This is a genomic window from Pseudomonas syringae (assembly GCF_023278085.1).
Taxonomy (GTDB): Bacteria; Pseudomonadota; Gammaproteobacteria; order Pseudomonadales; family Pseudomonadaceae; genus Aquipseudomonas; species Aquipseudomonas syringae_Q.
The window spans coordinates 2,849,311-2,873,145 of the sequence record NZ_CP066265.1 but is presented as its reverse complement, the minus strand read 5'-3'; the positions used below and the strand labels follow the sequence as shown (position 1 = coordinate 2,873,145).

18 protein-coding genes and 7 pseudogenes are annotated in these 23,835 nt (G+C 55.5%); 10 read left to right on the top strand and 15 right to left on the bottom strand.

Translation table 11 applies throughout. The annotated features are described in order from the left end of the window. Positions 1 to 40 precede the first annotated feature (40 nt). The 6 genes and pseudogenes from I9H07_RS12735 (at position 41) to I9H07_RS12710 (ending at position 5,388) form a co-directional block, all read left to right on the top strand. Complete coding sequence (locus I9H07_RS12735; protein ID WP_236423529.1) at positions 41 to 1,486, top strand: hypothetical protein; 1,446 nt, start codon at positions 41 to 43, stop codon at positions 1,484 to 1,486. Next, on the top strand, positions 1,483 to 2,292 hold the full coding sequence (locus tag I9H07_RS12730) for a hypothetical protein (RefSeq protein WP_236423527.1): 810 nt from the start codon (positions 1,483 to 1,485) through the stop codon (positions 2,290 to 2,292). The genes I9H07_RS12735 and I9H07_RS12730 overlap by 4 nt, the downstream gene beginning before the upstream one ends. Continuing rightward, complete coding sequence (locus tag I9H07_RS12725; protein ID WP_236423525.1) at positions 2,293 to 3,783, top strand: hypothetical protein; 1,491 nt, start codon at positions 2,293 to 2,295, stop codon at positions 3,781 to 3,783. Beyond that, positions 3,783 to 4,835, top strand: coding sequence for a hypothetical protein (locus tag I9H07_RS12720; protein ID WP_236423523.1), 1,053 nt, complete (start codon positions 3,783 to 3,785; stop codon positions 4,833 to 4,835). Before I9H07_RS12725 ends, I9H07_RS12720 begins: the two co-directional genes overlap by 1 nt. Before the next feature lie 102 nt (positions 4,836 to 4,937). Next, a pseudogene (locus I9H07_RS25040) lies at positions 4,938 to 5,030 on the top strand (DUF1206 domain-containing protein); the annotation flags it as partial. A 109-nt stretch (positions 5,031 to 5,139) separates the two neighbouring features. After that, positions 5,140 to 5,388: a hypothetical protein gene (locus I9H07_RS12710; RefSeq protein ID WP_003400385.1), complete on the top strand. Its 249-nt coding sequence runs from the start codon at positions 5,140 to 5,142 to the stop codon at positions 5,386 to 5,388. 33 nt (positions 5,389 to 5,421) lie between these two features. Here the strand turns inward: I9H07_RS12710 and deoC are convergent, their stop codons facing one another. Beyond that, positions 5,422 to 6,102 (bottom strand): deoxyribose-phosphate aldolase, encoded by a 681-nt coding sequence (gene deoC, locus I9H07_RS12705; RefSeq protein WP_236423522.1) that lies wholly within the window; start codon positions 6,100 to 6,102, stop codon positions 5,422 to 5,424. A 108-nt stretch (positions 6,103 to 6,210) separates the two neighbouring features. Between deoC and deoR the strand changes: the two genes are divergently transcribed. Beyond that, positions 6,211 to 6,975, top strand: coding sequence for a DNA-binding transcriptional repressor DeoR (gene deoR / locus I9H07_RS12700; RefSeq protein ID WP_236423580.1), 765 nt, complete (start codon positions 6,211 to 6,213; stop codon positions 6,973 to 6,975). A gap of 5 nt (positions 6,976 to 6,980) precedes the next feature. Here deoR and I9H07_RS12695 read toward each other — a convergent pair whose 3' ends face one another. From I9H07_RS12695 to I9H07_RS12670, 6 genes and pseudogenes are all read right to left on the bottom strand, one after another. Further along, positions 6,981 to 8,048 (bottom strand): aldose 1-epimerase family protein, encoded by a 1,068-nt coding sequence (locus I9H07_RS12695; RefSeq protein ID WP_236423520.1) that lies wholly within the window; start codon positions 8,046 to 8,048, stop codon positions 6,981 to 6,983. Beyond that, positions 8,045 to 9,376 (bottom strand): L-fucose:H+ symporter permease, encoded by a 1,332-nt coding sequence (gene fucP / locus I9H07_RS12690; RefSeq protein ID WP_236423518.1) that lies wholly within the window; start codon positions 9,374 to 9,376, stop codon positions 8,045 to 8,047. The genes I9H07_RS12695 and fucP overlap by 4 nt, the downstream gene beginning before the upstream one ends. A gap of 29 nt (positions 9,377 to 9,405) precedes the next feature. After that, positions 9,406 to 10,332, bottom strand: a complete 927-nt coding sequence (gene rbsK / locus I9H07_RS12685) for a ribokinase (RefSeq protein WP_236423516.1) — start codon at positions 10,330 to 10,332, stop codon at positions 9,406 to 9,408. Between the two features lie 508 nt (positions 10,333 to 10,840). Continuing rightward, positions 10,841 to 11,626, bottom strand: coding sequence for a DeoR/GlpR family DNA-binding transcription regulator (locus tag I9H07_RS12680; protein WP_024674372.1), 786 nt, complete (start codon positions 11,624 to 11,626; stop codon positions 10,841 to 10,843). Positions 11,627 to 11,782: 156 nt separating this feature from the next. After that, entirely contained in the window at positions 11,783 to 12,433 is a 651-nt protein-coding gene (locus I9H07_RS24925) for an Arm DNA-binding domain-containing protein (protein ID WP_329606139.1), read from the bottom strand. A gap of 163 nt (positions 12,434 to 12,596) precedes the next feature. Continuing rightward, positions 12,597 to 12,785: pseudogene (locus tag I9H07_RS12670) on the bottom strand (IS5/IS1182 family transposase); the annotation flags it as partial. A 140-nt stretch (positions 12,786 to 12,925) separates the two neighbouring features. On the opposite strand from I9H07_RS12670, the pseudogene tnpC reads away from it, so the two are divergent. Continuing rightward, positions 12,926 to 14,344, top strand: a pseudogene (tnpC, locus tag I9H07_RS12665) (IS66 family transposase); the annotation flags it as partial. Positions 14,345 to 14,349: 5 nt separating this feature from the next. Here tnpC and I9H07_RS12660 read toward each other — a convergent pair. The 3 genes from I9H07_RS12660 to I9H07_RS12650 all read right to left on the bottom strand — a co-directional run bounded on the left by I9H07_RS12660 (position 14,350) and on the right by I9H07_RS12650 (position 17,663). Further along, positions 14,350 to 14,871 carry a GNAT family N-acetyltransferase gene (locus I9H07_RS12660; protein WP_236423514.1) on the bottom strand — a complete coding sequence of 174 codons (522 nt, stop codon included), beginning with the start codon at positions 14,869 to 14,871 and terminating at the stop codon, positions 14,350 to 14,352. 909 nt (positions 14,872 to 15,780) lie between these two features. Then, positions 15,781 to 16,542 (bottom strand): hypothetical protein, encoded by a 762-nt coding sequence (locus I9H07_RS12655; protein ID WP_236423511.1) that lies wholly within the window; start codon positions 16,540 to 16,542, stop codon positions 15,781 to 15,783. Between the two features lie 5 nt (positions 16,543 to 16,547). After that, a complete protein-coding gene (locus I9H07_RS12650; protein ID WP_236423509.1) occupies positions 16,548 to 17,663 on the bottom strand; it encodes a DUF1566 domain-containing protein in 1,116 nt (371 codons plus the stop codon). Positions 17,664 to 18,225: 562 nt separating this feature from the next. On the opposite strand from I9H07_RS12650, the gene I9H07_RS12645 reads away from it, so the two are divergent. Then, positions 18,226 to 19,554 carry an AAA family ATPase gene (locus I9H07_RS12645; RefSeq protein WP_236423507.1) on the top strand — a complete coding sequence of 443 codons (1,329 nt, stop codon included), beginning with the start codon at positions 18,226 to 18,228 and terminating at the stop codon, positions 19,552 to 19,554. A 32-nt stretch (positions 19,555 to 19,586) separates the two neighbouring features. Next, a complete protein-coding gene (locus I9H07_RS12640; protein ID WP_236423506.1) occupies positions 19,587 to 20,396 on the top strand; it encodes a hypothetical protein in 810 nt (269 codons plus the stop codon). Between the two features lie 309 nt (positions 20,397 to 20,705). Here the strand turns inward: I9H07_RS12640 and I9H07_RS12635 are convergent. The 5 genes and pseudogenes from I9H07_RS12635 to I9H07_RS12615 form a co-directional block, all read right to left on the bottom strand. Beyond that, positions 20,706 to 21,527: pseudogene (locus I9H07_RS12635) on the bottom strand (tyrosine-type recombinase/integrase); the annotation flags it as partial. Next, positions 21,524 to 21,643 (bottom strand): annotated as a pseudogene (locus I9H07_RS12630) (FAD binding domain-containing protein); the annotation flags it as partial. The pseudogenes I9H07_RS12630 and I9H07_RS12635, both read right to left, overlap by 4 nt. Beyond that, positions 21,640 to 22,265, bottom strand: a pseudogene (gene paoA / locus I9H07_RS12625) (aldehyde dehydrogenase iron-sulfur subunit PaoA). The pseudogenes paoA and I9H07_RS12630, both read right to left, overlap by 4 nt. A gap of 218 nt (positions 22,266 to 22,483) precedes the next feature. Continuing rightward, a pseudogene (locus I9H07_RS12620) lies at positions 22,484 to 22,707 on the bottom strand (hypothetical protein); the annotation flags it as partial. Positions 22,708 to 22,861: 154 nt separating this feature from the next. Next, complete coding sequence (locus I9H07_RS12615) at positions 22,862 to 23,776, bottom strand: LysR family transcriptional regulator (protein WP_058392005.1); 915 nt, start codon at positions 23,774 to 23,776, stop codon at positions 22,862 to 22,864. Positions 23,777 to 23,835: the final 59 nt, after the last annotated feature.

The window sequence follows — 23,835 nt, the reverse complement described above, 5'->3', positions numbered from 1 at the left end:
TCTGCATACCACCCATTTCTAACCTGTTACGGTTCTATAAATGAGTTTTTTTCGAAAGCTCCTGGCTTTCATCGTCCAGCTATTCAGTCGGAAGGATGAGCCAGATAGCGATGTACTGCCGAAAATTGATCCTGAGAAAATCCAAAGAGAACTGCGCGTCGTTGAGCTGGCAAGGCTTCGCGGAGCTGCCGGAGTTCCCTCCAGTACTGCGACCCAGCTTTCAGATGTCGAGCACAGCATTCGGGGCAAGCTGGGCGGAATGCGTGAGCAGATTCTTAAGTACGGTGAGCGATCCCTAAAAAGCGCGGACAATCGCTTGGACACCATTGACGTGACCCGCGACATCAAACGCACTATCGCACTTGGCGAGGAGTTTGAGCGAAACGCCGATCAGGACATTTCCAAAATGGACGGCGAGTTAACGGAGCTTCAGCAAGCTGCCGAAGACAAGGCCCGAGCGCTCGAAACCTTCCGCGAGAAAAACAAGCTGCAGCACAGGGTGGCTGACGCTGCTGATGGAGATACTAAATGGAAGAATGGCGGACTGCTGATTGCTATGACCGTCATTGAAGGCGCGCTAAACGCCTTTTTGTTTTCGGAAGGCATGGCAAGCGGATATTTGGGTGGGTTTGTCACTGCATTAATGCTGTCGGCGTTCAACGTGTTCGTATGCTTCTTTTTAGGCCGGGCCAGTGCTTACAAAAACCATGTCAAAGCGTCCCGGATGTTTGCAGGGTACTTTGCGTTCGGTGCGGCAGTTCTCAGCATGGTCACTGTTGGCTTAGGAACTGCTTATTTCCGTTTTGTCCTGCCTCAACTTGAAGATGAATCGCAATCAGCTGTCGAGTTGATTCGTGGTTATCTACACGATTCGATCCTTCCATTTCAGGACCTCAGTTCATGCGGCTTATTTGCGCTGACGGTCATTTTTGGAGTGGCAGCAGTCTATAAGGGCTACACCTGGACTGATCGTTATCCAGGGTACGCGAGGGTTTACCTGGCTTACGAAAACGCTCAACGCCGCTATGTTTTTGCAATTGAGGCGCTGCGGCATGTGCTGGAACAGCGCAAGCTTGAATCCCTTCTCCTGATCGATCAGAACGTTGATCGTGCAGCGGTAGCCATCCAGAACTTTAAGCGAGGCATGAGCCAGAAAACGGTCATCAAGAAAGTCGTGGATGAGCGGATGGTACTGGCCGATGAAACGCTCACCAGCCTGGTCCGTATGTATCGGATTGAAAACGAAATGGTCCGCCCTCGCGATAACCCGCCGCCGGCCTATTTCGACGAGCCGGTGACATTTGTTGAGGTCACCATGCCTGACTTCGGCACCGAAAAGGATGAGGTAAAGCTGGCTGAGCAAGAACGCTTAATGAACGAAATGCTCGCCAACCTAGAGATGATCAGGGCGCGAATTCAATCGTCGTTTAATCAGAAATACGATCAAGTACAGCCGCTGCAGCAACTCGTTTTAGGGAGAGCATGATGGCAATTTATGCTCAGAAAAAAGGGCTTTCCGGTAAAACTCTCGGCTTGCTGGTTGGTGGTGTCGCTGTAGCTGCGGCTGCCTTGATGGTTTATTTCAATGCCACGCGTGAAACGCTCGATAAGGAAACGCTTTGCCCGTCGACAGGTCCCAAAGGGCAATTCGTGGTGCTCATTGACAACACCTCACCTTTCCCTTTTACTCAGAAAATCGCTTTAGGCCAACGGCTTAAAACAATGGTCACAGAAGAACTCCCCGAAGGCTATCTGCTCTCCGTATTTCTGCTCGGTGAAGATTTCAGGGTTAATGAAAAGCCATTATTTGAGCGCTGCAATCCTGGTCAGTGGAAGGACAGGAATCAGCAGATGAATAACAAAAAATTTGTCGACCGAGATTTTAACCAAAAATTTGTAAAGCCGTTTGACGACATCGTTCACAAAATCTCGCTTGAAGAGCGTAGCAAAAACTCCCCCATTTTTCAGATGTTGCAGCTTGTTGGCATCAATGGGTTTGAGCGCGCGCATGTGTCGGGCGAGCGTAGGCTAGTGATTTACTCAGACATGCTGGCGAACATGCCGGAGTTCAGTATGTATAAGGCGAGTCCTCTGTCGTACGCGGATTTTCGTAAGACCGCTTATGGGCAAAACGCTATGGCACCGGGCTTACACGGCAGTAGTGTGCTCATCAACCTGCTGGCGGCTGATCAGAAAGCCTTGCAGAACACTAGACTGTCCATGTTCTGGGAGCAATATTTTCAAGATAACGGAGTATCCGTGGAAGGTTTTTCTCGGGTCGAGGGGCTATAAGTGGATTTCAATAAGTGGATCAAGCGCGTCAGTAGCTACTTTGCGCTCGCAGTGCTGCTGAAAATCAGTTTGTCCATCGCCAGCCTGAAGTTAAATGACCCGTTTTGGCTAGGGTTGGTCTTTCCCTTGACGGTGATGGTCGCGTACTGGGTCATCGGCTATGTCGTCCGAGAAAAATGGGACAAGCAACTCACCGTGGCTAAGTTTGCCGATTCGGTTTACTACTTGGGTTTCCTGTTCACTGTCGCCAGTATCATCATCTGCTTGCTGGATATTGAGAGCATGGGCGACAACCTCAATGGTATGGCGACGCGGTTCGGTGCCGCTATGGTCAGTACCGCATTGGGAATGCTGGCGCGTATTATTCATACCGGGTTTCGTATAGATACCAATGATGCGCTCAGAAGCGTAGAAGAACGTGCAATTAACGCTGCCGAAAACCTGGCGATCTCCTTTGACAATACTTTCCAACAACTCGAAGTCTTCCGTGACAAGGTAGATGTCGCGTCCCGCGAAGCGGTGCAAAGTGTGAAGGAGCAGGTCAAGGCACTTTACGAACACAACATCAGTGCCACTGACGCTTACTTTGCTAATGCTACGCGGCAGAGCAATGAGGCTTTTGCACTGATACTTGATAACACTCAGCAATCGAGCAACAACTTGTTGAGCACGATCAGTGAGATGACCGAAAAAAGCGCTCTCACGCTACGGCAGATGGAAGATAATGCATTGGATTTCGGCACGATGGCACGTGATCGTGTGGAGCAGATGATCTTTCCTGATGACCTGTTTACTCGCAAGCTGGGTGGATCAATTGAAACATTGGCAGGCACAACGGACAGTGTGAATGAAGGTGTTGCTTCCTTGGCAGAAGGTGTTAAAACCGCAACGCGTCAGGTCACCACCGCTATTCGTAATTTGAATGCTAAAACTCAAACTCTTGATGAGAATCTGGTTGCCGTTGGCGCCATTGTGACGAGTCAAGAGCGCCTGGTTGATGCAATGAGACTACAGGGCAAGGAGGCGATGGACAGTGTTGAGCGTGTGCAGAAAGAGTATCTGGACTCGCTGGACGAACAGCAAGAAGAATACCTCAACGAAATCAAGACTCGTCAGCAATTGGTAGAGCGAATTGCAGACAAGCTGGATGCCCTGAATATCCGTATCGAAAGCGCCGATACGGCAGGACGCCTAAGCAGTGAGATCGCCGATGCTCTTAAGGGGATACGCGACGTCAGTCAGACTAACCGGGATGTTTTGGCGGAGAGTCTTGAGCATAGTTTGGCACCGCTGGTTCAGGCCTTGGTTGAAAGTAACGAGAAACACCAAGGGGTTACAGCGCGAATGGAGCAGCAACATTTATCAATCGAAACAAGTCAAAGTCAGCTGGCTGCGTTGATTAACAAGATTGATACTCTCTCTACGGTAGAGAAGGGCGCATCCACCCATCAAGGCGAGCCAGAGAGCTTGGCTGATGCGAGATCCGCCTGATGAGCGGAAAGAATGATCAAGTGTTTCAGCTCTCGCTGACCGAGATATTTATCATTATCTGCTTCATATTGTTGCTACTAATGGGATATCAGATTTTTAAGTTAACGCATAAAAACCAGGCGCTTAGTGAGAAAATAGCGGTCTTCCAGGATCTGGAGATACGGGAGAAGGCTATCAACAAGGCGGCGGAGGCACTGAAAGCGCGAATGACGGCGTTAGGCGTGCTTAAGCCCGATGAGATCATCAGCAAGCTGGTGGACGCATCCAAAGCCAATGCAGAGCTGGACCGCTTAAAAGTGCTTATTACCCAAAAAGATCAGGAGCTGACTGCGCTCGCAGCAATCGAAAAGGCATTGATGGATGTTGCCAGCCAGAAAAAAGGCGCTGACGCCAAGCAGCTCATTTTAGAAACGATGATGTCGTTTGAGCAGTTAAAAAAGCTGGTAATCGAGACTGCTGATGAAAGTGACTTACAGCCTACGGATGTGGTGAAGCGTGTCGCGGCGCTTAAGGCTCAAGAAGACATGCTGGCGGCTGCGTTTGGGGCAGGCGCAAACCAGACGAACGACCAGCTCCAAGAAGCGATCAAGCACGCCGTTGGCCTCATGCAGGCGGAGAACAGTGGCGGGAATCCAATTGATTTGCAGAAAGCTAATAAAGACCTCCGGGGGCAGGTTCAATTCTTGCAGAATCGCTTGAACAAGGGCCGGGGAGGTGACCTACCGCCGTGTTGGGTAAATGAAGTCACTGGTAAGGCGGAGATGTTCATCACTGTAAAGCTGAGTGAAAACAATCTCTCATTCGAACCCGCTTGGCCACCCGCCAGGCAGGAGGATGCGATGGCGCTGCCAGGCATTGCAGAACTGCTGGCCAATAGCACGCGTACGTATGAAAGCTTTACTCAAGCGGCTAAACCGGTATCCGATTTGGGCACGCAGAAAGGGTGCAAGTATTACCTGCGGTTGGTGAGTCAGATTCAAGATGCCGTCACCTCCGATCGACGCAGGCTTATGATTGAGAATCTGTTTTACAAGGTTGAAGTCAGGCGATAGAAGGGTGTTTGCGAAGTAAAACACACCTACCGAACTCCAGAATCAAGAGCGATGGTGTGTGTCTGTTTTTAAGCGGACGCTACAGCTCTAATAATGCGCCAGGTGACGGCCTTCGGGCTGATTGCTTTCTCGGCTTACAACTTCTCTGAAGCCTTCCGGCGCAAGATAAATATGCAAATACCCGAAGTGCAGTGAGCCTGGTGCAAAGCCGGAGTGACCGGTCGTTCGCAGCCCGCTCAAACGCGACTGAACTGTGGAGCCCTCGCGGGGACTGAACTTAACCCCCCTTGAAGGAACCAGCCCCATGAACAGCGATCAACTCAATCAATACGACGCCGAGCGCCTTCACCAGCGAGTAGCGGCCGAACTGGGTATTACTGCCGAAGAGCTGACCACCTGGATGATCAACGATATCGAACGCGTGACCGAGGGCGGCAAGGACGTCGGGCACATGGTGGTATTTCGCGAGTCGACCCCTGCGCAGATTCTCGACAAGGTTCAGCACAAGCAAAGCCATTTCACGGCCATGACCGGCGTGATCGATCTGAGCTAAGTGCAGCGGGCTTTGCTGTCAAAGCCCGCAGACTCAATAGCCCGCCCCCGTACCCGCGCCTGTCACGATCGCGATCCCGGAACTGGTGCCCAGGCGTGTTGCGCCGGCTTCGATCATCGCTCTGGCCGTGGCTACGTCACGCACCCCGCCAGACGCCTTGACGCCGATGTCAGGGCCTACCACCCGGCGCATCAGCGCCACATCTTCGAGCGTCGCGCCGCTGCGGCTGAAGCCGGTGGAGGTCTTGACGAATGCCACGTCCAGCTCGCGGCAGATCTCGCAGGCGCGCACCTTCTGCGCCTCATCGAGCAGGCAGGTTTCCAGGATCACCTTGAGCGGCACCTTGCCACAGGCCTGCAGCACCGCGGCGATGTCGTCGCGGACCTCATCGAACAGGCCGTCCTTGAGCCAGCCGATGTTCAGCACCATATCGATTTCCTGAGCTCCGGCGGCGATCGTCAGGGCTGCTTCCGACGCCTTGCTGGCACTCAGCCCGGCGCCCAGCGGAAAGCCCACCACCGCACAGACCTTCACGGCAGACCCGGCCAGTTGTCGAGCGGCAAAAGGCACCTGGCTGGAGTTCACGCACACTGAGTAAAAGCCGTGTTCTCGGGCTTCGCCGCAAAGTGTGGCAATCTGCTCCCGGCTGGCATCCGCCGCCAGCAAGGTGTGATCGATGGCCTGGGCCAGTGCAGCGGGTTCGAGCGAATTCATCAAGGGATTCCTGTCATCATTAAAAACACTTGGGTGGATACCCGTAAGTTATAAAATTAACACTTGGTGTTACTCTAGCGACACCACTAACGGATTGCCGGGATGCCAATGGACGTCAAGAAAATCGACCGCATCAAACAGATTCAACAGGCCCTGCAAGATCAGAAAGCCATTCATCTGCGGGAGATGGCGGCGCTGCTCGAGGTGTCCGAAATGACCTTGCGTCGCGACCTCAGCCGGCACCCCGAGCAGTTACGACTGCTGGGCGGCTACATCACCCGTGCCCACGATGATCCTGAACCGGGGGATTACCGGGTCAGCGAGCAGGACACCCGCCACGTCGAGGAGAAGCGCCGCATCGGCAAACTGGCCGCCACTTTCATCCGGCCCGGCGACACGGTATTTTTCGACTGTGGCACGACGATCCCCTTCGTGGTCGACTTCATCCCCGACGAGCTGGAGTTCACCGCGGTGTGCAACTCGCTCAACGTGCTGCTCAAGCTGCAGCAGAAACCCAACTGCAGCATCGTCCTGTGCGGCGGCGTATTCCACCGCAAGAACCAGGTCTTCGAGAGCCATGCCGAAACCAGCATTCTCGATGGCGTGCGCCTGACCTGGGCCTTTGTCTCGGCAGCCGGGGTCAGCCTGGACTGCGGTGTCACTTGCTTCAATTTCCACGAGGTGGAGGTCAAGCAGAAAGTCATGCGCCAGGCCCGGCAAAGCCTGCTGTTGGCCGATCACTCCAAGTTCGACGCCGTACGCACTGCGCACTTCGGTGCCCTGAGCGATTTCCATTGCGTGGTCAGCGACAAGAAAATCCCGCGTAGCTACCGCGAAGCCATTGAGGCCAGCGGCGCGCAGCTTCTGCTTTAGACGCATCACGGTTGCAGCGCCCGGCGTTCGGGTGCGTTCAGGTAACCGGTGGTCAGGCTGAACTCGGCGCTGGCGCCGGGTGCGAGGCTGCGCACGTTGCCTTTGGCGAGTTCGGCGCGGTAGCCCTCCGGTTCGCAGGTGGCTGGCAAGATGAAGGCCGCCACCTGCTGATCGGTGTTATGCAGGATCCAGCGCGCGGCATGTTCAAACTGCCGGGGGCTGTAGCGGGTGTAGAACGCCGCGCCGTCGGGGTGATCAAGGAAGAAGTGCGCCTGTCCCTGAGCGTCGCTGCGTACGTCGTCGAAGAAGCAGACGATCTCCGGGTCATACAGCGTGGGCGAGTCGAGCACCTTGAGGCGGGTCGGGTCCTGGCTGAGTTCGGCGATATAGGCGCTCCAGGCCGGCGTCGGCCGCACATGGGCCGGCACGCTGGCGCGCACCCGTGTGCGCTCGCAGCCCAGGGGCTGGGTGAGGCGGGCGCCGTCGACGTAGGCGTAGTTCATGTGCGCCATGTACATCAGGTCCATGGCCTTGCCGGCCAGATTGACCACCTGCATGCCGATCTCGAACAGCCCGCTGGCCGGGCGCAGGGTCACGCTCGGGCTGGCCCGGTAATGATCGCCGAAGCCCTGCACGTATTCACAGGTGCCGCCGAGGCGCAGATAAGCGCCGTGCCCGTCTTCGCCTGCTTGCAGCCAGGCATCGTCCATCGGCGCGCAGGGCATTTCGCCGTGCAGCGCATGATCATCCTCGGGCCCTGGGCAACCGTTGCGCAGCAGGCCGCTGTGAAACATGAAACAGCCATAGGTGCCGATCACGCTGGCACTGGGCCGCGGCTGGGTGAACATATTGAGCATGGTCAAATCAACGCCGTCGAATTCGGCCGACCAGATCATCTGCCCCTGCCAGGGCAGGATCACCAGCTTGCCGCGGCTGTTTTCCAGTGACAGCGCCTTGACCCCGCTGGGGTAGGTCCAGGCACGCACGCTGAAATTCGCTGACTCGAGCAGCAACCGGCTGGTCTGGTCCCAGAGCTGTGGGTAGAGCGGCAGGCGCAACGCTTCGCTACTCATTGCGCCACCGCCTTGGCCGAGCCACCCAGCACCGGTTGCGGCTGACGCATGCAGTGCACTGCGTACATCACGATGGCCACGAAGCACAGCAGCGGCACGCTATAGGCAATCTGCATGTTGCCGCCATTGGCATCGCTGAGCAGGCCCTGGAAGATCGGCATCACGCCACCGCCGACGATGCTCATCACCAGCAACGAGCCGCCGACACCGGTGTCCTCGCCGAGCCCGTCAATGGTCAGACCATAGATGGTCGGCCAGCAAGGCCCGAGAAACACACTGACCCCCACGGCGGCATACACCGCAGTGATGTTCGGCACCAGGATGGTGTAGGCCAGCAGCACGATGCACAGCACGCCATACACCGCGAGGACTTTGGCCGGGTGCATTTTGCGCATCAGCAGGTTGGCGATCATCTTGCCGATAAAATAGGCGGCAAAGGTGGTCAGCAGGAACCACGATGCACTGCGCTCGTTCATGCCGCCCATTTGCATGGCCAGGCGAATAGTGAAACTCCACACCCCGACCTGCGCGCCCACGTAGAGGAACTGCGCCAGTACACCGAAGCAGAAGCGTGGATTGCGCCGCAGGCGGCCGAGGCTCTGACCGATGCTCGCCCGCGGTTCGCTGACGGTGCCGTTGCCCTTGCACGCGGGGAAACGGGTGATGGCGATCAGAATGAACATCAAAATGAGTACCGCGATCATCCATTTGTACGGCAGCAGGGTCGACTGGATCATTTGCAATTGCTGCACCGCCGCATCGCTGGCGCTCATCTGGGTCAACTGTTCGCGCGTGGCGTCGGTGTCCTTGAACATCACGAAGCTGCCGACGTACACCCCGGTCATGGCACCGAATGGGTGGAAGGTCTGCGAGATGTTCAGGCGCCGTGTACCGGTTTCCCGTGGGCCCATCAGTGTCGAATAGGTGTTGCACGCGGTCTCGAGAAACGACAGGCCGGCGGCGATAACGAACAGCGCCATCAGGAACATGCCGTACTTGGCGGTCGACGCTGCCGGAAAGAACAGGGCGCAGCCGAACAGGTACAGCATCAGGCCGATGAGGATGGTGGTCTTGTAGCTGAAGCGGCGCACCACCATTGCCGCTGGAATGGCGACAAAAAAGTAGCCCAGATAGAACGCCGACTGGACGAAAGCAGTCTGGAAGTCGCTGAGCAGGAAGGCCTTCTTGAAGTGCGCGATCAGCACGTCGTTCATGCTCGCGGCCGCCGCCCAAAGAGCGAAGATACTGCAGAGCAGGAGGAAGGCGAACCACGGCGTGCGGTTCAGGTAGAACCCGTCCGGGGTTTGTTGCAGCGCAGGCTTATTCATTATTGTTCTCCGCGAAATGCAGGTGAGTGTCAGTTGGCCGATGCATCGAGGAATCGCGCAAACGTGGGTGCATCGGGGTAAGAGGATTGCGTGCCCAAGCCGGTGACCGAGCAGGCGGAGTAGGCCACTGCCTGGTGCATGGCTTGGCGAATATTGCCGTCCTGGCTCCAGTGCCGGGCGAAGCAGCCAATGAAGGCGTCACCGGCACCGGTGGTGTCACGAGCCTGAACCTTGACCCCTGGCGTCTGCCACTCGCCTTCGGCGCCGACGTACAGCGCCCCTTGTTCGCCCAGGGTGACGATGACGTGGCGTACGCCCAGCGCGACCAATTGACGTGCAGCCTGAGCCGCCTCCTCGGCGCAGGTCACCGGCTGGCCGCTGATCAGTGCCAGCTCACTCTCGTTGGGGATCAGGAAATCCAGCTTCGCCAGGTGCTCGCGGCTCAGGCCGGCCAAAGCCGGGGCCGGATTGAGCAGCACCGGGATGGCATGCCGGTGGGCGAAGGCAATGGCGTGGTAAACGGTCGCCAGCTCGACTTCCAGTTGCAGCACAATCAAAGTGCAATCGCGCAACTGCGCCTCGGCACGGTCGATATCCGCCGGGCTCAGGTGGGCATTGGCACCTTTGACGATGAGGATGCTGTTGTGGGAGTTTTCCTGGACGAAGATCGGCGCCACACCGCTCGACACGCCCGGTACCCGTTCGACGAAGCGCGTATCAATGCCCAGCCGTTGAAAATTGGCCAGGGTGGTATCGGCGAAAGCATCGTCGCCGACCTTGCTGAGCATCAGCACGTCGGCGCCCAGCAGCGCCGCAGCGGCTGCCTGATTGGCGCCCTTGCCGCCGCACCCCATGGCAAAACGCGGCGCTTCGAGCGTTTCGCCCTGGGCGGGCATGCGTTCGATGTAAGTGATCAGGTCGACCATGTTGCTGCCGATGACTGCAATCTTGCTCATTATTATTTTGACCTCACCAGCGCCGATGGAAGCCTCGGCGGTGTTTATTTTGTGTTATTTAAATAACATTTTTTGTGAGTATTCAATCTTTATTTTTTGATGTGAGCTTGCGCGATCGAAACATCGGCCAGGCGTTTCGGTGTGAAAGGGCGCTTTGCGCAGATTGATTTTGACTTTGAGTGCAGGTAGCCGCTGCGCCGCTAGAGCAGCAGCGCATGCAGCGTGTTCGCGCTCGAGGATTGAACGCGATAAACATGTGTGCATGGAATTGTTCTGGATTGCGGTGTGTCGGTCAGCCTGTCTATTGACCGACATACCACGATGGCGAGCAAGCGCGATTTATTTGCATTGTCAGGTCAGCGGGTGCTGCTCAGGGTTGGGTGCAGGCACCATCCTGGGTAATGATCAGGCCAGCACGTTGCTCAAGATGGGCGGTTGCAGACGGGGAAATCCTCACGACCGGTCCTTGGTTTCGCAGCACCGAATCCAGGCGTCACCGCAGAGGTGGCTAGCCACCTTTGCGTGCAGTCGCGACGTTGGAGATCCGGGCCAGAAACGGCTCCAGCCTTTCGCGTGGAGCATCGTGTTCAACAACCAGCGCTGTGACTTCGGCACATTGCGCCACTTGATAATGGGCGACGCTGGATAATTTCTCATTGGTTACAGCGACAATCAGCTGACCACTCGCCGCGACGACGGCGCGTTTGAAGTCGGCGTCCTCCAGTTCAAAGGCCGTTACGCCATTGTCAGGGTCAATGGCGCAGGCGCCGATAAAGCAACAGTCGTAGTTGAACTGCTGCAGCTGCTGGACGGCCCTCAAACCTGTCACGCCGCCGGTGACCGGGTGTACGCGGCCCCCCAGGAGAACGACCTCGACGCGTTGCAGCTTCATCAACTGGACGGCAATCAATGGCGAGTTGGTGGTCACCGTCAACTGCAACTGCGGGTCAATTGCACAGGCGATCGCCATGTTCGTTGAACCTGCGTCAATGAATACATGTTGCCCAGCGGTCAAAAACGCGGCCGCAGCCTGCCCAAGACTGCCCTTGCGCGACCAGTCCTGAAGAACGCGAACCTCCAACGGATCCTCCGATTCACGCATCAGGATTGCGCCGCCGTATACCCGCTTGCAAAGGCCCGCAGCTGCCAGGACGCCCAGATCACGTCTTATGGAGTGCTCGGACACACCGAACTCGCCGGCCAGATCAGTGGCGATCACCCGGCCGTAGCGAACGAGGCGTTCCTCGATCACACGCTGGCGTTCACCTGGAAGCGTCTCAAATGGGGAGGTCATCATATTGAATCCTGCATAAACGATCATGAACGAGCTAAACCGAGCAAGAATATGCTGGTTATTGGAAAGGCCGTCAACAGAAGGTATGCAGGGAAATGGGTCATATACCGAAACCGGCTTGCCTGGCTCGGCATGGCGGCTGCCTATCCGACAAAATCAGGGTGGAAGAGGGTAACCAGATGGCGAACACACCGTACGCGTCCAGCAAAAACACTTTGTAAGGTGCTTGCGCCAAGCAATCAGTGCGCTAGATGGCCCGCTATCAGGAAGAAGGAGCCGCCACCCCGGTTGAAGCCGAAATCCAGGACGAACAATCAGGCCCCAGTAGCGGTTGACGACCGGTGGGCTTCTGCGTTGTCGGGTACTCGAAAGTACGTTCTTCGTTGAGCGGGTGTGCTTCGATTTTGGCGGTCTTGGTCTTGGTCTTGGTCGTGGTCTTGGCCTTGAGCGGGGGGGGGTGTGGTTAGCCACGTCGCAGCGGGCACTGCGGGCACTGCCGCGCGCCTCCTTCGGACTGGTGTCGGGGTAAGCACCGATGGAAAAACGGCTGTCATGCAGTCGATACTTAAATCGCCAGAACCTAGAAGGGGATTTTCCAATCTTGCTAGACGCCCTTACCGCCAAGTAGAGACTATGGACTTCGCCGTCGGCGTGTTTGCCGGGATCGGTCAGCGAACGGATGAAGGCATCGCTGGTTTTTCGTTTGAAAACAGCGGTATTTAGTGAGTTTTTCCGCTGTAAGTACTTGTTATTAGGGTATTTCGTGGAGTTTGGTGGAATTCCACTAAAGACTATCCGGACCCCCAAAAAACATTTTGACTGGGCTCTAGGACGGTATTTTCAGGCAGAAAAATTTCAAATATGCCCCCAATGTTGCCCCCACTTGAACCGGGTGTGCGAGCGATCGCGACTGGCGATTTTCTGACAGAGATCCAGTTGGATTCGGATGGCTCTCAGTGGATCTCCATATTAGGTTGGATTGCTTGGCCTCGGTTTTGTCCCGCATCGGCACGTGAGGTTCGATGTCCTTTTCCTCCACAAGCCAGGCCAACATCGGCGCTGTACCGTACTCGGTATCGCCGATGAGGCGTTGCGGCTTGATGTCGAACTGCGCTTCAACCCGATCGATCATCGTCTTGGTGCTCTCGATGTTGGCGCTGATGCGATTTTGACCCAAACCGCCGGAAGTCATTGACCCATTCGAATACTCAGCAATCATGACCTTGCGTGGGATTCCAGAGGCTGCACATGGATCAGATAAAATCAGTAACCTGGGTCAAAATCGCATCAGCGCCAACAGAGACGATCATCGAACAGCTCTCTCACGAAATTGCCATCCTCAAACGCCACAAGTTCGCCAAACGCAGCGAGCAGATCAGCCCAGCTCAAGGCAGTTTGCTGGATGACCTGCTCAACACCGACCTTGAGGCCATCGAGGCAGAACTGGACGCGCTTCGTCCTGCCCCGACGCCAGACGAAACCCGCCAAAAGCCCAAGCGCGCGCCGCTGCCGCCGCAGTTCCCACGCACCGTCATTCGTCACGAGCCAGAGAACACCCAGTGCGCTTGCGGCTGCCAGCTTCAGCGCATCGGCGAAGACGTCAGCGAAAAGCTGGATTACACACCGGGCGTGTTCACCGTTGAGCAGCATGTACGTGGCAAGTGGGCCTGCCGCCAGTGCGAAACGCTGATCCAGGCGCCGGTGCCCGCCCAAGTCATCGACAAGGGCATCCCTACTGCCGGTCTGCTGGCCCATGTGATGGTGGCCAAGTTCTCCGACCATTTACCGCTGTACCGGCAGGAAAAGATCTTTGGCCGTGCAGGCCTGGCGATCCCGCGCTCAACACTGGCTCAGTGGGTGGGCCAAACTGGCGTGCAACTCCAGCCGCTGGTGGATGCACTGCGGGAAGTCGTACTCGCCCAACGAGTCGTGCATGCCGATGAAACGCCGGTGCAGATGCTGGCCCCCGGCGAGAGGAAAACGCGCCGAGCGTATGTCTGGGCTTATTGCACCACGCCGTTCTCGGTACTGAGGGCGGTGGTCTACGACTTCAGCCCCAGCCGTGCTGGCGAACATGCACGTAACTTCCTTGGCACGTGGAACGGCAAGCTGGTCTGCGATGACTTCGTGGGCTACAAGGCCAGCTTCGAGCTGGGCATCACCGAAATCGGCTGCATGGCTCACGCTCGCCGCAAGTTCTTTGACCTGCATGTGGCAAACAAAAGCCAGTTGGCCGAACAGGCACTGCACTCAATCGGCGGCCTGTACGAGATCGAGCGGCAAGCCAAAGAAATGAACGATGAAGACCGCCGGCGATTACGTCAGGAAATAGCGGTTCCCGTCGCAGCAAAGTTGCATGAATGAATGCTGGCTCAACGCGAGCTTGTGCCAGAAGGCTCGGCGATTGCCAATGCCTTGGACTACAGCCTGAACCGCTGGGTAGCGCTGACGCGCTACCTGGGTGATGGTGCCGTGCCCATCGACAACAACCCTGTCGAGAACACGATCAGGCCTTGGGCGCTTGGGCGCTCCAATTGGTTGTTCGACGGGTCTCTGCGCAGCGGCAAACGAGCGGCCGCGATCATGAGTTTGATCCAGTCTGCACGCATGAATGGGCACGATCCGTATGCTTATCTCAAAGATGTGCTGACGCGGTTGCCGACGCAGAAAGCCAGTGAGATTGAGCATCTGCTGCCGCATCAATGGATGCCGGACTGACTTACTCAGCCTGAGTTTGGCAGCCTGCTTGTCGCCCGCGTGACGTCCATTAGCTCTTCACTGGCCAACTGTTTCCGCATCGGTGTACAAGCCAGCTCAAGACCGGAGGGCGAGGTATAGATAGCTTGATTATCTGCGTGATAGCCACACCGACGGTAGAACGCGGTTGCGTTAGGGGTAGCATCTAAATGGATGTCGACGATTCCGGCTTTAAAGGCCAGTCGCTCAAGGTATAGGAGCATTGCCTTGCCAATCCCCTGTCCCATGAATGCAGGCAAAACGAAAATAGCGCCTATCTCTCCAGATTGAAAATCAATCAGACCTGTTGCGACCGGTGTCTCGCCCAACCAGGCAACGTGGTACTCCTTTTCCACCCAAGCCCGATATCGGTCTGTGAGCGGCACATCAGTCCACGCCATTACTTGCTCAGCGGTATAGACGGTAATGCATTGATGCCGGATCGCCTGGAGGCGTATATCTAACGCGGCCTCGGCGTCAGTACGTTTGGCTGGGCGAATCAACAGCATTTTCACTCTCCTTGTCATCAACGAGTTGGAAGGGGAATGAAAAAGCCCCATCCATTTCTGGCGGGGCTTATGGTCGATGCTTCTGTTCTAAGCGCGCATCGCCCTATGGCCCGCCAAAGGCAGTCATCAAGGGGAGCATCATGCTAACGAGATTTGTAGGGGTCATTGATTGATAATCTGGAGATTTGAGCACTGTGTCAATAACCGAAAATGCAAACTGGCGAGTCACTCTTTCGTGAAATCTGATCGTATTTAGACCATTTGCTTTGTCCAGACGACTTCACCAGACGCTTATGGTGTAACTCCTCATTGGATCTGGAGGGAGGGTGCATGGCTCATCAAGGACAAGCTAATCCGCTTTCGCTCGAGAGCAGCGACTCTGATCGGCTGTCTTCGACCAAATATTTGCATCCGCGTAATTGGTTTACTGGGCTTGGAGGCTTCTACGAAACCAAGGGGCGATTCAGTGGTCATTTTGTGCCTCCAGAGGATGAGCAAAAAACGAGACACACCGAACCCCGAAGGGACGTGAGTCCCGTTGGGGTTGTGGATCGTTAGATCTGGGTAGGGGAGGGCATCCATCATCAAGGAGCGATGAGCGTTCGCGCGGGGGACGCAGTGAGCGAACTGGCGAGGTCAGCGCTGCAGGAGCGGCGGCGTAGCCTTGAAGATCGGGGCTACCTGGGCTTGTTGCTAACAAGCGTCAGCGGACATTGGCGTAGCATGAGCTGGCCGCGCGATTGTCTCGTTCTTAAAGAGGATCTATCGTCAGTCCGAATTTTTTGGCCCATGTGTTAAAGGGGAGATTTTCGACAGCTACCAGTCAAACGAATCATTAGAAGCTCGAACACGAGTCATAACTTCAATGCGCTTTGAGGTCTAGTTCAGTTTGAGCGTGAGGCCATGAATCTATAACACTCCGTCGCCGGGTTGGCGCGCCTCGGTGGAACTTCGATGCGATGTTTTGTCCTCAAAGATTTGGCACACGCCTGCCGACTCATTCGGACACCGAGTAGCGCAGCCCTCCTGGGTACTGTTTCTTTGAATTGAGACCTTATCGGGGAAACGGCCGAGTTTCCACATACGCGACAAGATTGGGTCAAGGGTCTTGCGCTCACAGAGACTCTTATTATCTTGCGCATAAAAGCCAGAAACGCTCTGTATACGCTCCTGCAGGGTCACCAGAGCCGAATTGCCACTTACCCTGAAATCGTACTGAAGGGTGGCGAGCGCTGGTAGAAATACCCCCACCAGTCGACCGTTGTTCTGAATAGAAAGGTCACCACAGAAATCATCATGGTTCCGACAAGCCAGTCCAACGGAGCCCAGGCTAGTCATTACTATTTGCCACATCGCAGTATTGGACACGATCCCTAGACCTCGCCCTACCTCTCGCAGTTTATAAAGGGTCAGTGACTTCAACTGCGTGTTGAACTCCAGGGTGAAGTCGCCGCCTATACGTTGCAGAGCGGGCAGGTCCACCGAGATGACGTGCTCTGCATCTCCAGCGGGCTGCGACGCACCGAGCTGAGGATTACGCGTGATGGCGAACGATCCGTCCACCGCGGTAAGTGACGGCATCCATAGGGCTGACAGTTTTGCGTTTTCGGCTATTTCGACTGAGCCGCCCACTGTTTCAAGCGCTGGAAATGACAGCCAGCTCGCCTTCATGTTGTTCAGTACGATATTGCCGTGACCTTTCTGAGGTAAGGCAAAATGATGGACGCACTGGAGACACCGGTGATTTCCAGATTCCCGTCAATCACCGCGTACATGCCAGCCTCAAGCTGTTGGAGTGCGCGAGCGCCAAGGACTGGGTCCGGTCCGCTGATCGACACGTTGCCCTTGAATGTCCGCCCTGACGTTACCGATTTCGGCAAAGCCTGTTCCACGCAGCGGGTTGCCGACAGCATTGCTGCACCGCTTGTACCCGTCTGAAAGTTCACATAACGAAAGTTAAGTCCACGCTCGACGGCCGGCGTACTACTCACTAGCGCTGTCTCGCCACGAAACAGCGGATCCAAATAGGGGGCTTTATAAGCAGCACTGAGTAACGAGGAGAGCTCCTTCCATGTAGGAACGCGCCATTGTTTTCCGCTGATCGTGGAGCCAACGCATGTATCAGCTAAGGCATGGTAGTCGAGAGCAGTCACTGTGTCTTTTTGCCAGACCAGCCCAGTCGCGTTGTCCATAACCGTTAAATCTTGATCGGCATAATGGACGGCAGGAGGGGGGGCACGAAAATCAAAGACACAGAAAAAATTGGCGAGGGACTTAGCCACATTAACTTCGTAGGCCCTCCCATCCGACAGATTTACCACCCAATTAGATGTACCCTCATGACGTGTTGGGGTCATCGTCCAATACGGCGCGGAGACAGCACCTGTCATAACCGCTAGATCAATCGTAGGAGCCACGCGCCGGACATCTTGGATGGAATCCATTTCGTGGCGTGTTGGCAGGCGACTGTCCAAACGTTGACAGTAATTCTGGGCTGTATTCAGAGCGACAGGGGGGGAGATTTTTGTTCGATCGGGTTCACTCCACAGGATACCCGTGGCTTTGTCATAGTGGCCTGCTTTAGCCTTTCGTAACGTATCGAACCATGGTTCGGTCAATACTGGCAGCTGTTTGCCGTCCACTTCTGCGGTGCGCCACCATTCTTGCGCCGCCGGGACCTGCGCTCCCGGCGCGCGCAAATCAGTCTCTTCTGCTGACGAGTCCTGGGCAAGGACTGGTAGTGGGCCCGCACAACCAAGCAAAACCGCAGCCACAATCCATGATAAGCGCATCTGCATTCCCTAACCTCTGGATGTTATTGGCATCAGCGCAAGCGAATAGCGTCGGAGCGATTCCTGGACTCGAATAACCGGGTGCAAGCCATCTCTCGCATATTTCAATTCACCGCAACCCCCTTAACCCTTACAGCCTACTGACGCGGGCGATAGGGTTTGGTATTTTTAATCTACATGAGTATAGGTGGCTTTTTGATGGCTCGTGATGGGTTGCTGAACTTTTTGGGGTAAGGCTACAGAAAATGTGGTGAGTCATAGGCAGCCCCATTTTATGGGCAACCCTACGCACCAAGCGCTGAGCAGTCATTACCTTTTCCAATCTTGGGCGCGGATGAGTCGAGCAGAGGCAATTCGGTTGAGGATGAGCTTGAGACTGAAGGAGATCTGACGGGGTTATGAACCAATCGCGCTGTTACAACAGCGGACTGCTAAGATGTGAGAAACTCTGTGTTTGGCCGTTGGCGTTCGAATTCACTATGCTTTTTTGAATTCTGCACGCCCAACGAGCAAGTCGGTCGCTAAGGGGTCACAACGATCCCAAAGTGGGAGAGGTTCTACAATGTTTCTGTTACAAGTCTCGTTAAGCAACGTGCGTTCAATAAAGTCTCTGGACCTTGATTTCCGGTCGAAGGGTGCTGGCGCCCGCCGATGGACGCTGCTGTTGGGTGAAAACGGCTGCGGCAAAAGTTCTGCACTGCGCGCCATTGCGCTATTGCTCGCCGGCAGTGAGGCTCTGCCTGACCTTCTGGGTGAGCCCGATGCTTGGATACGCAACGGGGCTAACAAATGCGTGATCAAAGGGACGTTAGTCACGGCCAAGGGGGAAACCCGCGAGATCGCGTTGGAAATCAATCGTGGCGACGGTCTCCGGCAAATTTTCACGCGAAATCACTCTTCTTTAGAAGCCTTGGACGCTGCCCTTTCGAAGGCGGAGCGTAACTATTTTGTACTAGGTTATGGGGTCTCACGACGTCCAACCGCAGCAAAGTCCAGGTCTACATTCCCTGACGAGCGCTCACGCGTGCCACGTGCGCAGGGGGTCGCAACGATGTTCTCGTCGGATGCAGTCCTGATTTCTTTGGAGCAGTGGGCGATGGATCTTGAGTACCGCAAGGGGCAGAGTTCGATGGACGCTGTGCGCCGAGCCTTGAACCAACTGCTGCCAGACATGCAGTTCTCCCATATTGACCGAGAATTACGGCAAATTATTTTCAAAACCGTAGACGGAGATGTTCCCCTTAGCCAGCTTTCTGACGGTTACCAGAATATGGCCGCCTGGTGCGGTGACCTTCTATATCGAATCACCGAAGCTTTCCCTGATCGGAAGGATCCTCTTTCTACGAGAGGCGTTTTGCTCATCGACGAAATCGATTTGCATCTACACCCTACTTGGAGGCGTCAGCTAGTTGAGTTTCTATCAATTACATTGCCCAAATTTCAGTTCATCGCAACCACGCACTCTGCATTGACCGCTCAACAGAGTGGAGAGGGCGAGCTTTATGTCATTCGTCGGGAGGGCGAAAATCACTTGCCCACATTGATGCCGTTTGTTGGGGAGCCCCGCAATATGATGCTGCATCAGTTGCTGATGAGCCCGATGTTTGGCTTGACGACGATGGACTCAGTCTCCGTGGAGAACGCACGCAACGTCGTGCGAAATCTCAGCATTAAGAAGACGGCTCTCAACACCGACGAGCTTCAGCAGCTGCAGAACATGCAGAAGGTACTCAGAGACGCTCCAAACTGGGATGCCATTCCCGAGTATGCGAAAGAGCAGATCGAACTGCTTAAAGACATAAATGCCTCCATGACCAAGGATGGTAAGCGTCGGACTATTTCCGCCAAGAAGCTGACTGCCGTGGTCAAGGAGCTAGGGGTCGTTAAATGATACAACTGTCGCGGACGCGGAGCGGGCGGCACTTGAAAGGTTTTACTGGCGCCATGCTCCAAAAAAAACTTGGAAAGCTGCTGCAGTTTTACTACGGCGATGGCGCTACAGGCAAAGTGGATTTTAAGCCAAAAAAACGTCAAGCTTGGAGCAAGGCAAAGGTACAGCTAAAGACCGAGTCTCATAGTAAGTGTGCCTACTGTGAGGCTGATACTGCTGTGGTTGCGCATGGTGATGTGGAGCATTTCCGCCCTAAAAGCGAGTATTGGTGGCTTGCATACTGCTATGACAACTACACCTTCAGTTGTCAAATTTGCAATCAGAGCTATAAGGGGGACACCTTTACTGTTAAGGGGGCGAGGCTAACTCCGCCTACCATTCCGCAGTTATTACCTACGAATCCGCAACAGTTGACGACACTTTTGGCGAGCCTGTGCCCCGATCCCGCGATCACTACAGACGTAGCCGTTGCAGCCTTTTACGCATCAGAAAACGCAGACTTAATTAATCCATATTTAGTCGACCCCGAGCGTTATTTCGCTTGGAAAGCAATTCCGAGTACAGAAGAGGTATGGCTCATTCCAAAGTCCAATACAGTGCGTTCAAAACGAGCTGTAAAAGCGGCTGAAGATATCCTTGGGCTCAACCGCGAAGAGTTGTTGCGTCTACGTTGGATTGCCTACGAAGAGTTAGAAACTCTTGCTTTCGCGCTGCAAGAAGGAAACTTCACCGACGAAAAAAGGCGGGAATTTTTACTTCGTATTCTCCGCCATGCGAAAAGCGACCGGCCTTTTGCAGGTATGAGGCGATTCTACCTCCGTTCTTGGGGGCTGATTGCATAACAAGGCGAGCATGCCATCATATGATAGATACTCGGGCTAGTGATTGCCGATAGGTTGCTGATCTGTTGCGGTTAGAGATGAAAACTGTGAGCGACATGGTTGCCACCTTTACATAGAGTAGGCTTCACTTTCGATGCGTGGGGTTTTGGTCCACCACAATCGTCTCCACCCTATGCTCAAAAAACAAGTACATCATCAAGTATTCTTGCATCATCGTAATAAAATTAAACTCATATAAATCAACGAGTAAACAATCCAGTGCACGTCTCGTTTCCAGCTCCAATCTCCTGATTTTTATTCGCTGTATCGTCAATCTGTGGTTATTCGCGAAGCGTTTTGCCGCAACTGATCTAAATAGTCAACCCACTGTTGAGCCGCTTCCCGACGTTGTGAGCATGGAGGTCGGGTTTATGGGGCGTCCCGGATAGGTCGGTGAGACGAACACCAAGCCTTGCCTTCTTCATCCACCACGCGGGTTTTATGTAGCTCGCGTAAAAGAACCAAGGCTTGTTCAGGCAACGGCACGACGTGTTTGCTCTTATCAAGATGCTTGGTCTTGCTCACCACATAACGCCAATCGGCGCCTACCAAGGCGACATCTTCCCAGCGCATCTTCACCAGTTCGCCTGGTTGGACCGGCAACATGACCAGCAGGCGCATTGCGGCGGCAACGCTGCCGTCGTTGCAGTCATCCAGACGAAGGAGAAACCTACCCAGGTCTGCAGGCCTTTCGATCGCTGGGTTGCTGGTCACGACATGACGGATTTTCAACTCCTCAATGTTGCTGAGCGCCACATTGCGTTCCACCCATCCGCGCCCCTCGGCAAAGCCCAGAACGGCACGGATAATGGTACGCACACGTCGGGCCATGGCTATGGTGCGCTGGCGGCGCAACTCCTTAATGATTGTGGTGATGTGCTCCAACTTGATCTCGTTGACCGGTTTTTTACCAATCGCAGGCAAGATGTGGTTGTTCAGCGCTCCGTTAAATCCCGAGATGGACTTGGTCACCAGTTCGGCAGACTTGAACGCAAGCCACTGCATGGCTACGTACTCGAAGGTGCGCTCTTCATTGAGCAACTGCGTTTCGATTTTGGCGGTCTTGGCCTTGAGCGGGGCGGAGTGGTTAGCTTCATTAAGTCCAGCAGGTTGGTGCCACCTGCGATAAACCGTGAGCCGTTGACCTGCGCCGCCAATGCATCGGCTTCCGCCGGGGATTTGGCACGTAAGTGAATGAAGGGCCTCATGCGTTGACCTCTGCGACTTCGGTGATTTCTTGAATGATGTTGGAGTAGGCACCACATCGGCAGATGTTGCCGCTCATGCGTTCCTGGAATTCGCTGGCGATCAATTGCGGCTTATCGATCAGGCTGGCGCTGGCACGACTGGGAATCCCTTGGCGAATCTCATCCAATACAGCCACCGCCGAACAGATCTGCCCCGGTGTGCAATAACCGCACTGGTAGCCATCGTGTTTGACGAACGCGGCTTGCATGGGATGCAATTTGCGCGGCGTGCCGAAGCCTTCGATCGTGGTGATCTTCGACCCCTCATGCATCACCGCCAGGGTTAGGCACGCGTTAATCCGTCGGCCGTCGGCAATCACCGTGCAGGCACCACATTGGCCGTGATCACAACCCTTTTTGGTCCCGGTGAGCTTCAGGTTTTCTCGCAACGCGTCGTGCGGGTGTTGACATCCAGTGAGTGAACCTGTCCATTCACCGAGAGGCTGAGTGCCGAATTGATAGTGCGCGCCAAGTTGGCTGCGCTAGCTTCGACACTGATGAAAGGAGGAAGCGCTACGGTCGCTGCCATCACTGCACCCACGATCAGAAATTTGCGTCGGGATATTGTTATCACATCGTCCATCGGCTCTATTCCCGGCTAGCGGCAGTGGTTCAGTCTTGGGCAGTATGGCGGTTCGGGTCTTCGCCCGATGCGCTATAGCATCGCCAGTACTCATCACAATGAGTGACCTGGATAGTCGCAGAACATTTTTGCGATGTGCTGCTATAGAGTTATGCGCTGAGCTCATGAATCGGCGGGGCGTGTGCATTAACTGGGGTTCGACTGCGTTTAGGCGGTGGTTAGAGGAGGGCGTATCTGTTACGTGATATTTCTTGGGCCGCGTCGCAGCGTTTCGCTAGCGGTTGCACGCGCGCGCATGCACAGCGCCCAGCGCGACTGGCATCCGGTGGGATAACGGCAGTTGGAGCACGATGGAATCAATACCCAAATGCTCATGGGTAATGGTCCTGTGCGTGGCTCGAAATCCGTGGAGTGTGGTGTCGTACTCTGGCAGCAGTGACTGATTTTCGCGAAGGCCTCAGGCTGGGGGCATCCTTCAAACTATCCACAGAATGCCCCTAGATGTGCCCTCAATGTAGCAATCCACTGGAAGTTAATGGAGCTCCTTGGTTTGTGGAAGGCAGAAATGATCAGCTAAACAGCCTGCCCGACGACGCCTAAAGACTATCCGGATCCCCAAAAAACATCTGAATCCGCGACCGCAACCAACGCTCCCCCGGATCATTATCCTGCGCGCCCCTCCAGGCCATGTGCAGTTCAAACGTGCGAGTCTCGATAGGCAGGTCCTCGGAGCGAACCCCTCCTGCGGCAGTAAGCACCTGCGCGGCGTAATCCGGCACGGTGGCGATGATGTCGGTGCCGGTCAGCAGTGTGGCCAGGCCGTTGAACTGCGGTACGGCGAGGACGACGTGGCGTTTGCGGTCGAGTTTTTCCAGGTGCTCGTCGATGAACCCGCTCAGGTCGCCGGCGAATGACACCAGTGCGTGGGGGCGGGCGCAGAAGTCGTCGAGGCTTAGCGGGCCGGGTATCGAGTCGGCGCGCAGCAACTGTGGCTTGCTGCGGCGCAGGACCTTGCGTTTGGCGTTGGCGGGCAGGTCCTGGGTGTAGCTGACGCCCACGGAAATCTCGCCCGAGGCCAGCAGCGGTGGCATCAGGATGTAATTGACCCGCCGGACCACCAGCACAATCCCGGGTGCTTCGGAGCGCAGGCGCTTGAGCAGGGTGGGCAGCAGGGCGAACTCGACATCATCGGACAGGCCGATGCGGAATACCGAGGTGCTGGTGGCCGGGTCGAATTCGGAGGCACGGCTGACGGCGGTCGAGATGGAGTCGAGTGCCGGGGAGAGCAGGCCGAAGATTTCCGTAGCGCGAGCGGTAGGCTCCATGCTGCGCCCCGTACGCACGAACAATGGGTCATCGAACAGGCTGCGCAAGCGCGAGAGCGCAGCGCTGATAGCCGGTTGGCCGAGGAACAGTTTTTCCGCCGCACGCGTCACGCTTCTTTCATGCATCAGGGTTTCGAAAACGATGAGCAGATTGAGGTCGACACGACGCAGGTCGTTACGATTCATACGGGATATCTCGGGCCATTGGTCGGTTGAGGACGTGAGCAGGGTGCGATAGTACGAGC

Excerpts from the sequence above, each read along its gene's own strand:
- I9H07_RS12650 (WP_236423509.1), bottom strand. The coding sequence starts at position 17,663 with ATGCGCTTATCATGGATTGTGGCTGCGGTTTTGCTTGGTTGTGCGGGC.
- I9H07_RS12710 (WP_003400385.1), top strand. The coding sequence starts at position 5,140 with ATGAACAGCGATCAACTCAATCAATACGACGCCGAGCGCCTTCACCAG.
- I9H07_RS12655 (WP_236423511.1), bottom strand. The coding sequence starts at position 16,542 with ATGAAGGCGAGCTGGCTGTCATTTCCAGCGCTTGAAACAGTGGGCGGC.
- I9H07_RS12720 (WP_236423523.1), top strand. The coding sequence starts at position 3,783 with ATGAGCGGAAAGAATGATCAAGTGTTTCAGCTCTCGCTGACCGAGATA.
- I9H07_RS12730 (WP_236423527.1), top strand. The coding sequence starts at position 1,483 with ATGATGGCAATTTATGCTCAGAAAAAAGGGCTTTCCGGTAAAACTCTC.
- deoR (WP_236423580.1), top strand. The coding sequence starts at position 6,211 with ATGGACGTCAAGAAAATCGACCGCATCAAACAGATTCAACAGGCCCTG.
- rbsK (WP_236423516.1), bottom strand. The coding sequence starts at position 10,332 with ATGAGCAAGATTGCAGTCATCGGCAGCAACATGGTCGACCTGATCACT.
- I9H07_RS12695 (WP_236423520.1), bottom strand. The coding sequence starts at position 8,048 with ATGAGTAGCGAAGCGTTGCGCCTGCCGCTCTACCCACAGCTCTGGGAC.
- deoC (WP_236423522.1), bottom strand. The coding sequence starts at position 6,102 with ATGAATTCGCTCGAACCCGCTGCACTGGCCCAGGCCATCGATCACACC.
- I9H07_RS12660 (WP_236423514.1), bottom strand. The coding sequence starts at position 14,871 with ATGCTGTTGATTCGCCCAGCCAAACGTACTGACGCCGAGGCCGCGTTA.
- fucP (WP_236423518.1), bottom strand. The coding sequence starts at position 9,376 with ATGAATAAGCCTGCGCTGCAACAAACCCCGGACGGGTTCTACCTGAAC.
- I9H07_RS12645 (WP_236423507.1), top strand. The coding sequence starts at position 18,226 with ATGTTTCTGTTACAAGTCTCGTTAAGCAACGTGCGTTCAATAAAGTCT.
- I9H07_RS12615 (WP_058392005.1), bottom strand. The coding sequence starts at position 23,776 with ATGAATCGTAACGACCTGCGTCGTGTCGACCTCAATCTGCTCATCGTT.
- I9H07_RS12735 (WP_236423529.1), top strand. The coding sequence starts at position 41 with ATGAGTTTTTTTCGAAAGCTCCTGGCTTTCATCGTCCAGCTATTCAGT.
- I9H07_RS12680 (WP_024674372.1), bottom strand. The coding sequence starts at position 11,626 with ATGACCTCCCCATTTGAGACGCTTCCAGGTGAACGCCAGCGTGTGATC.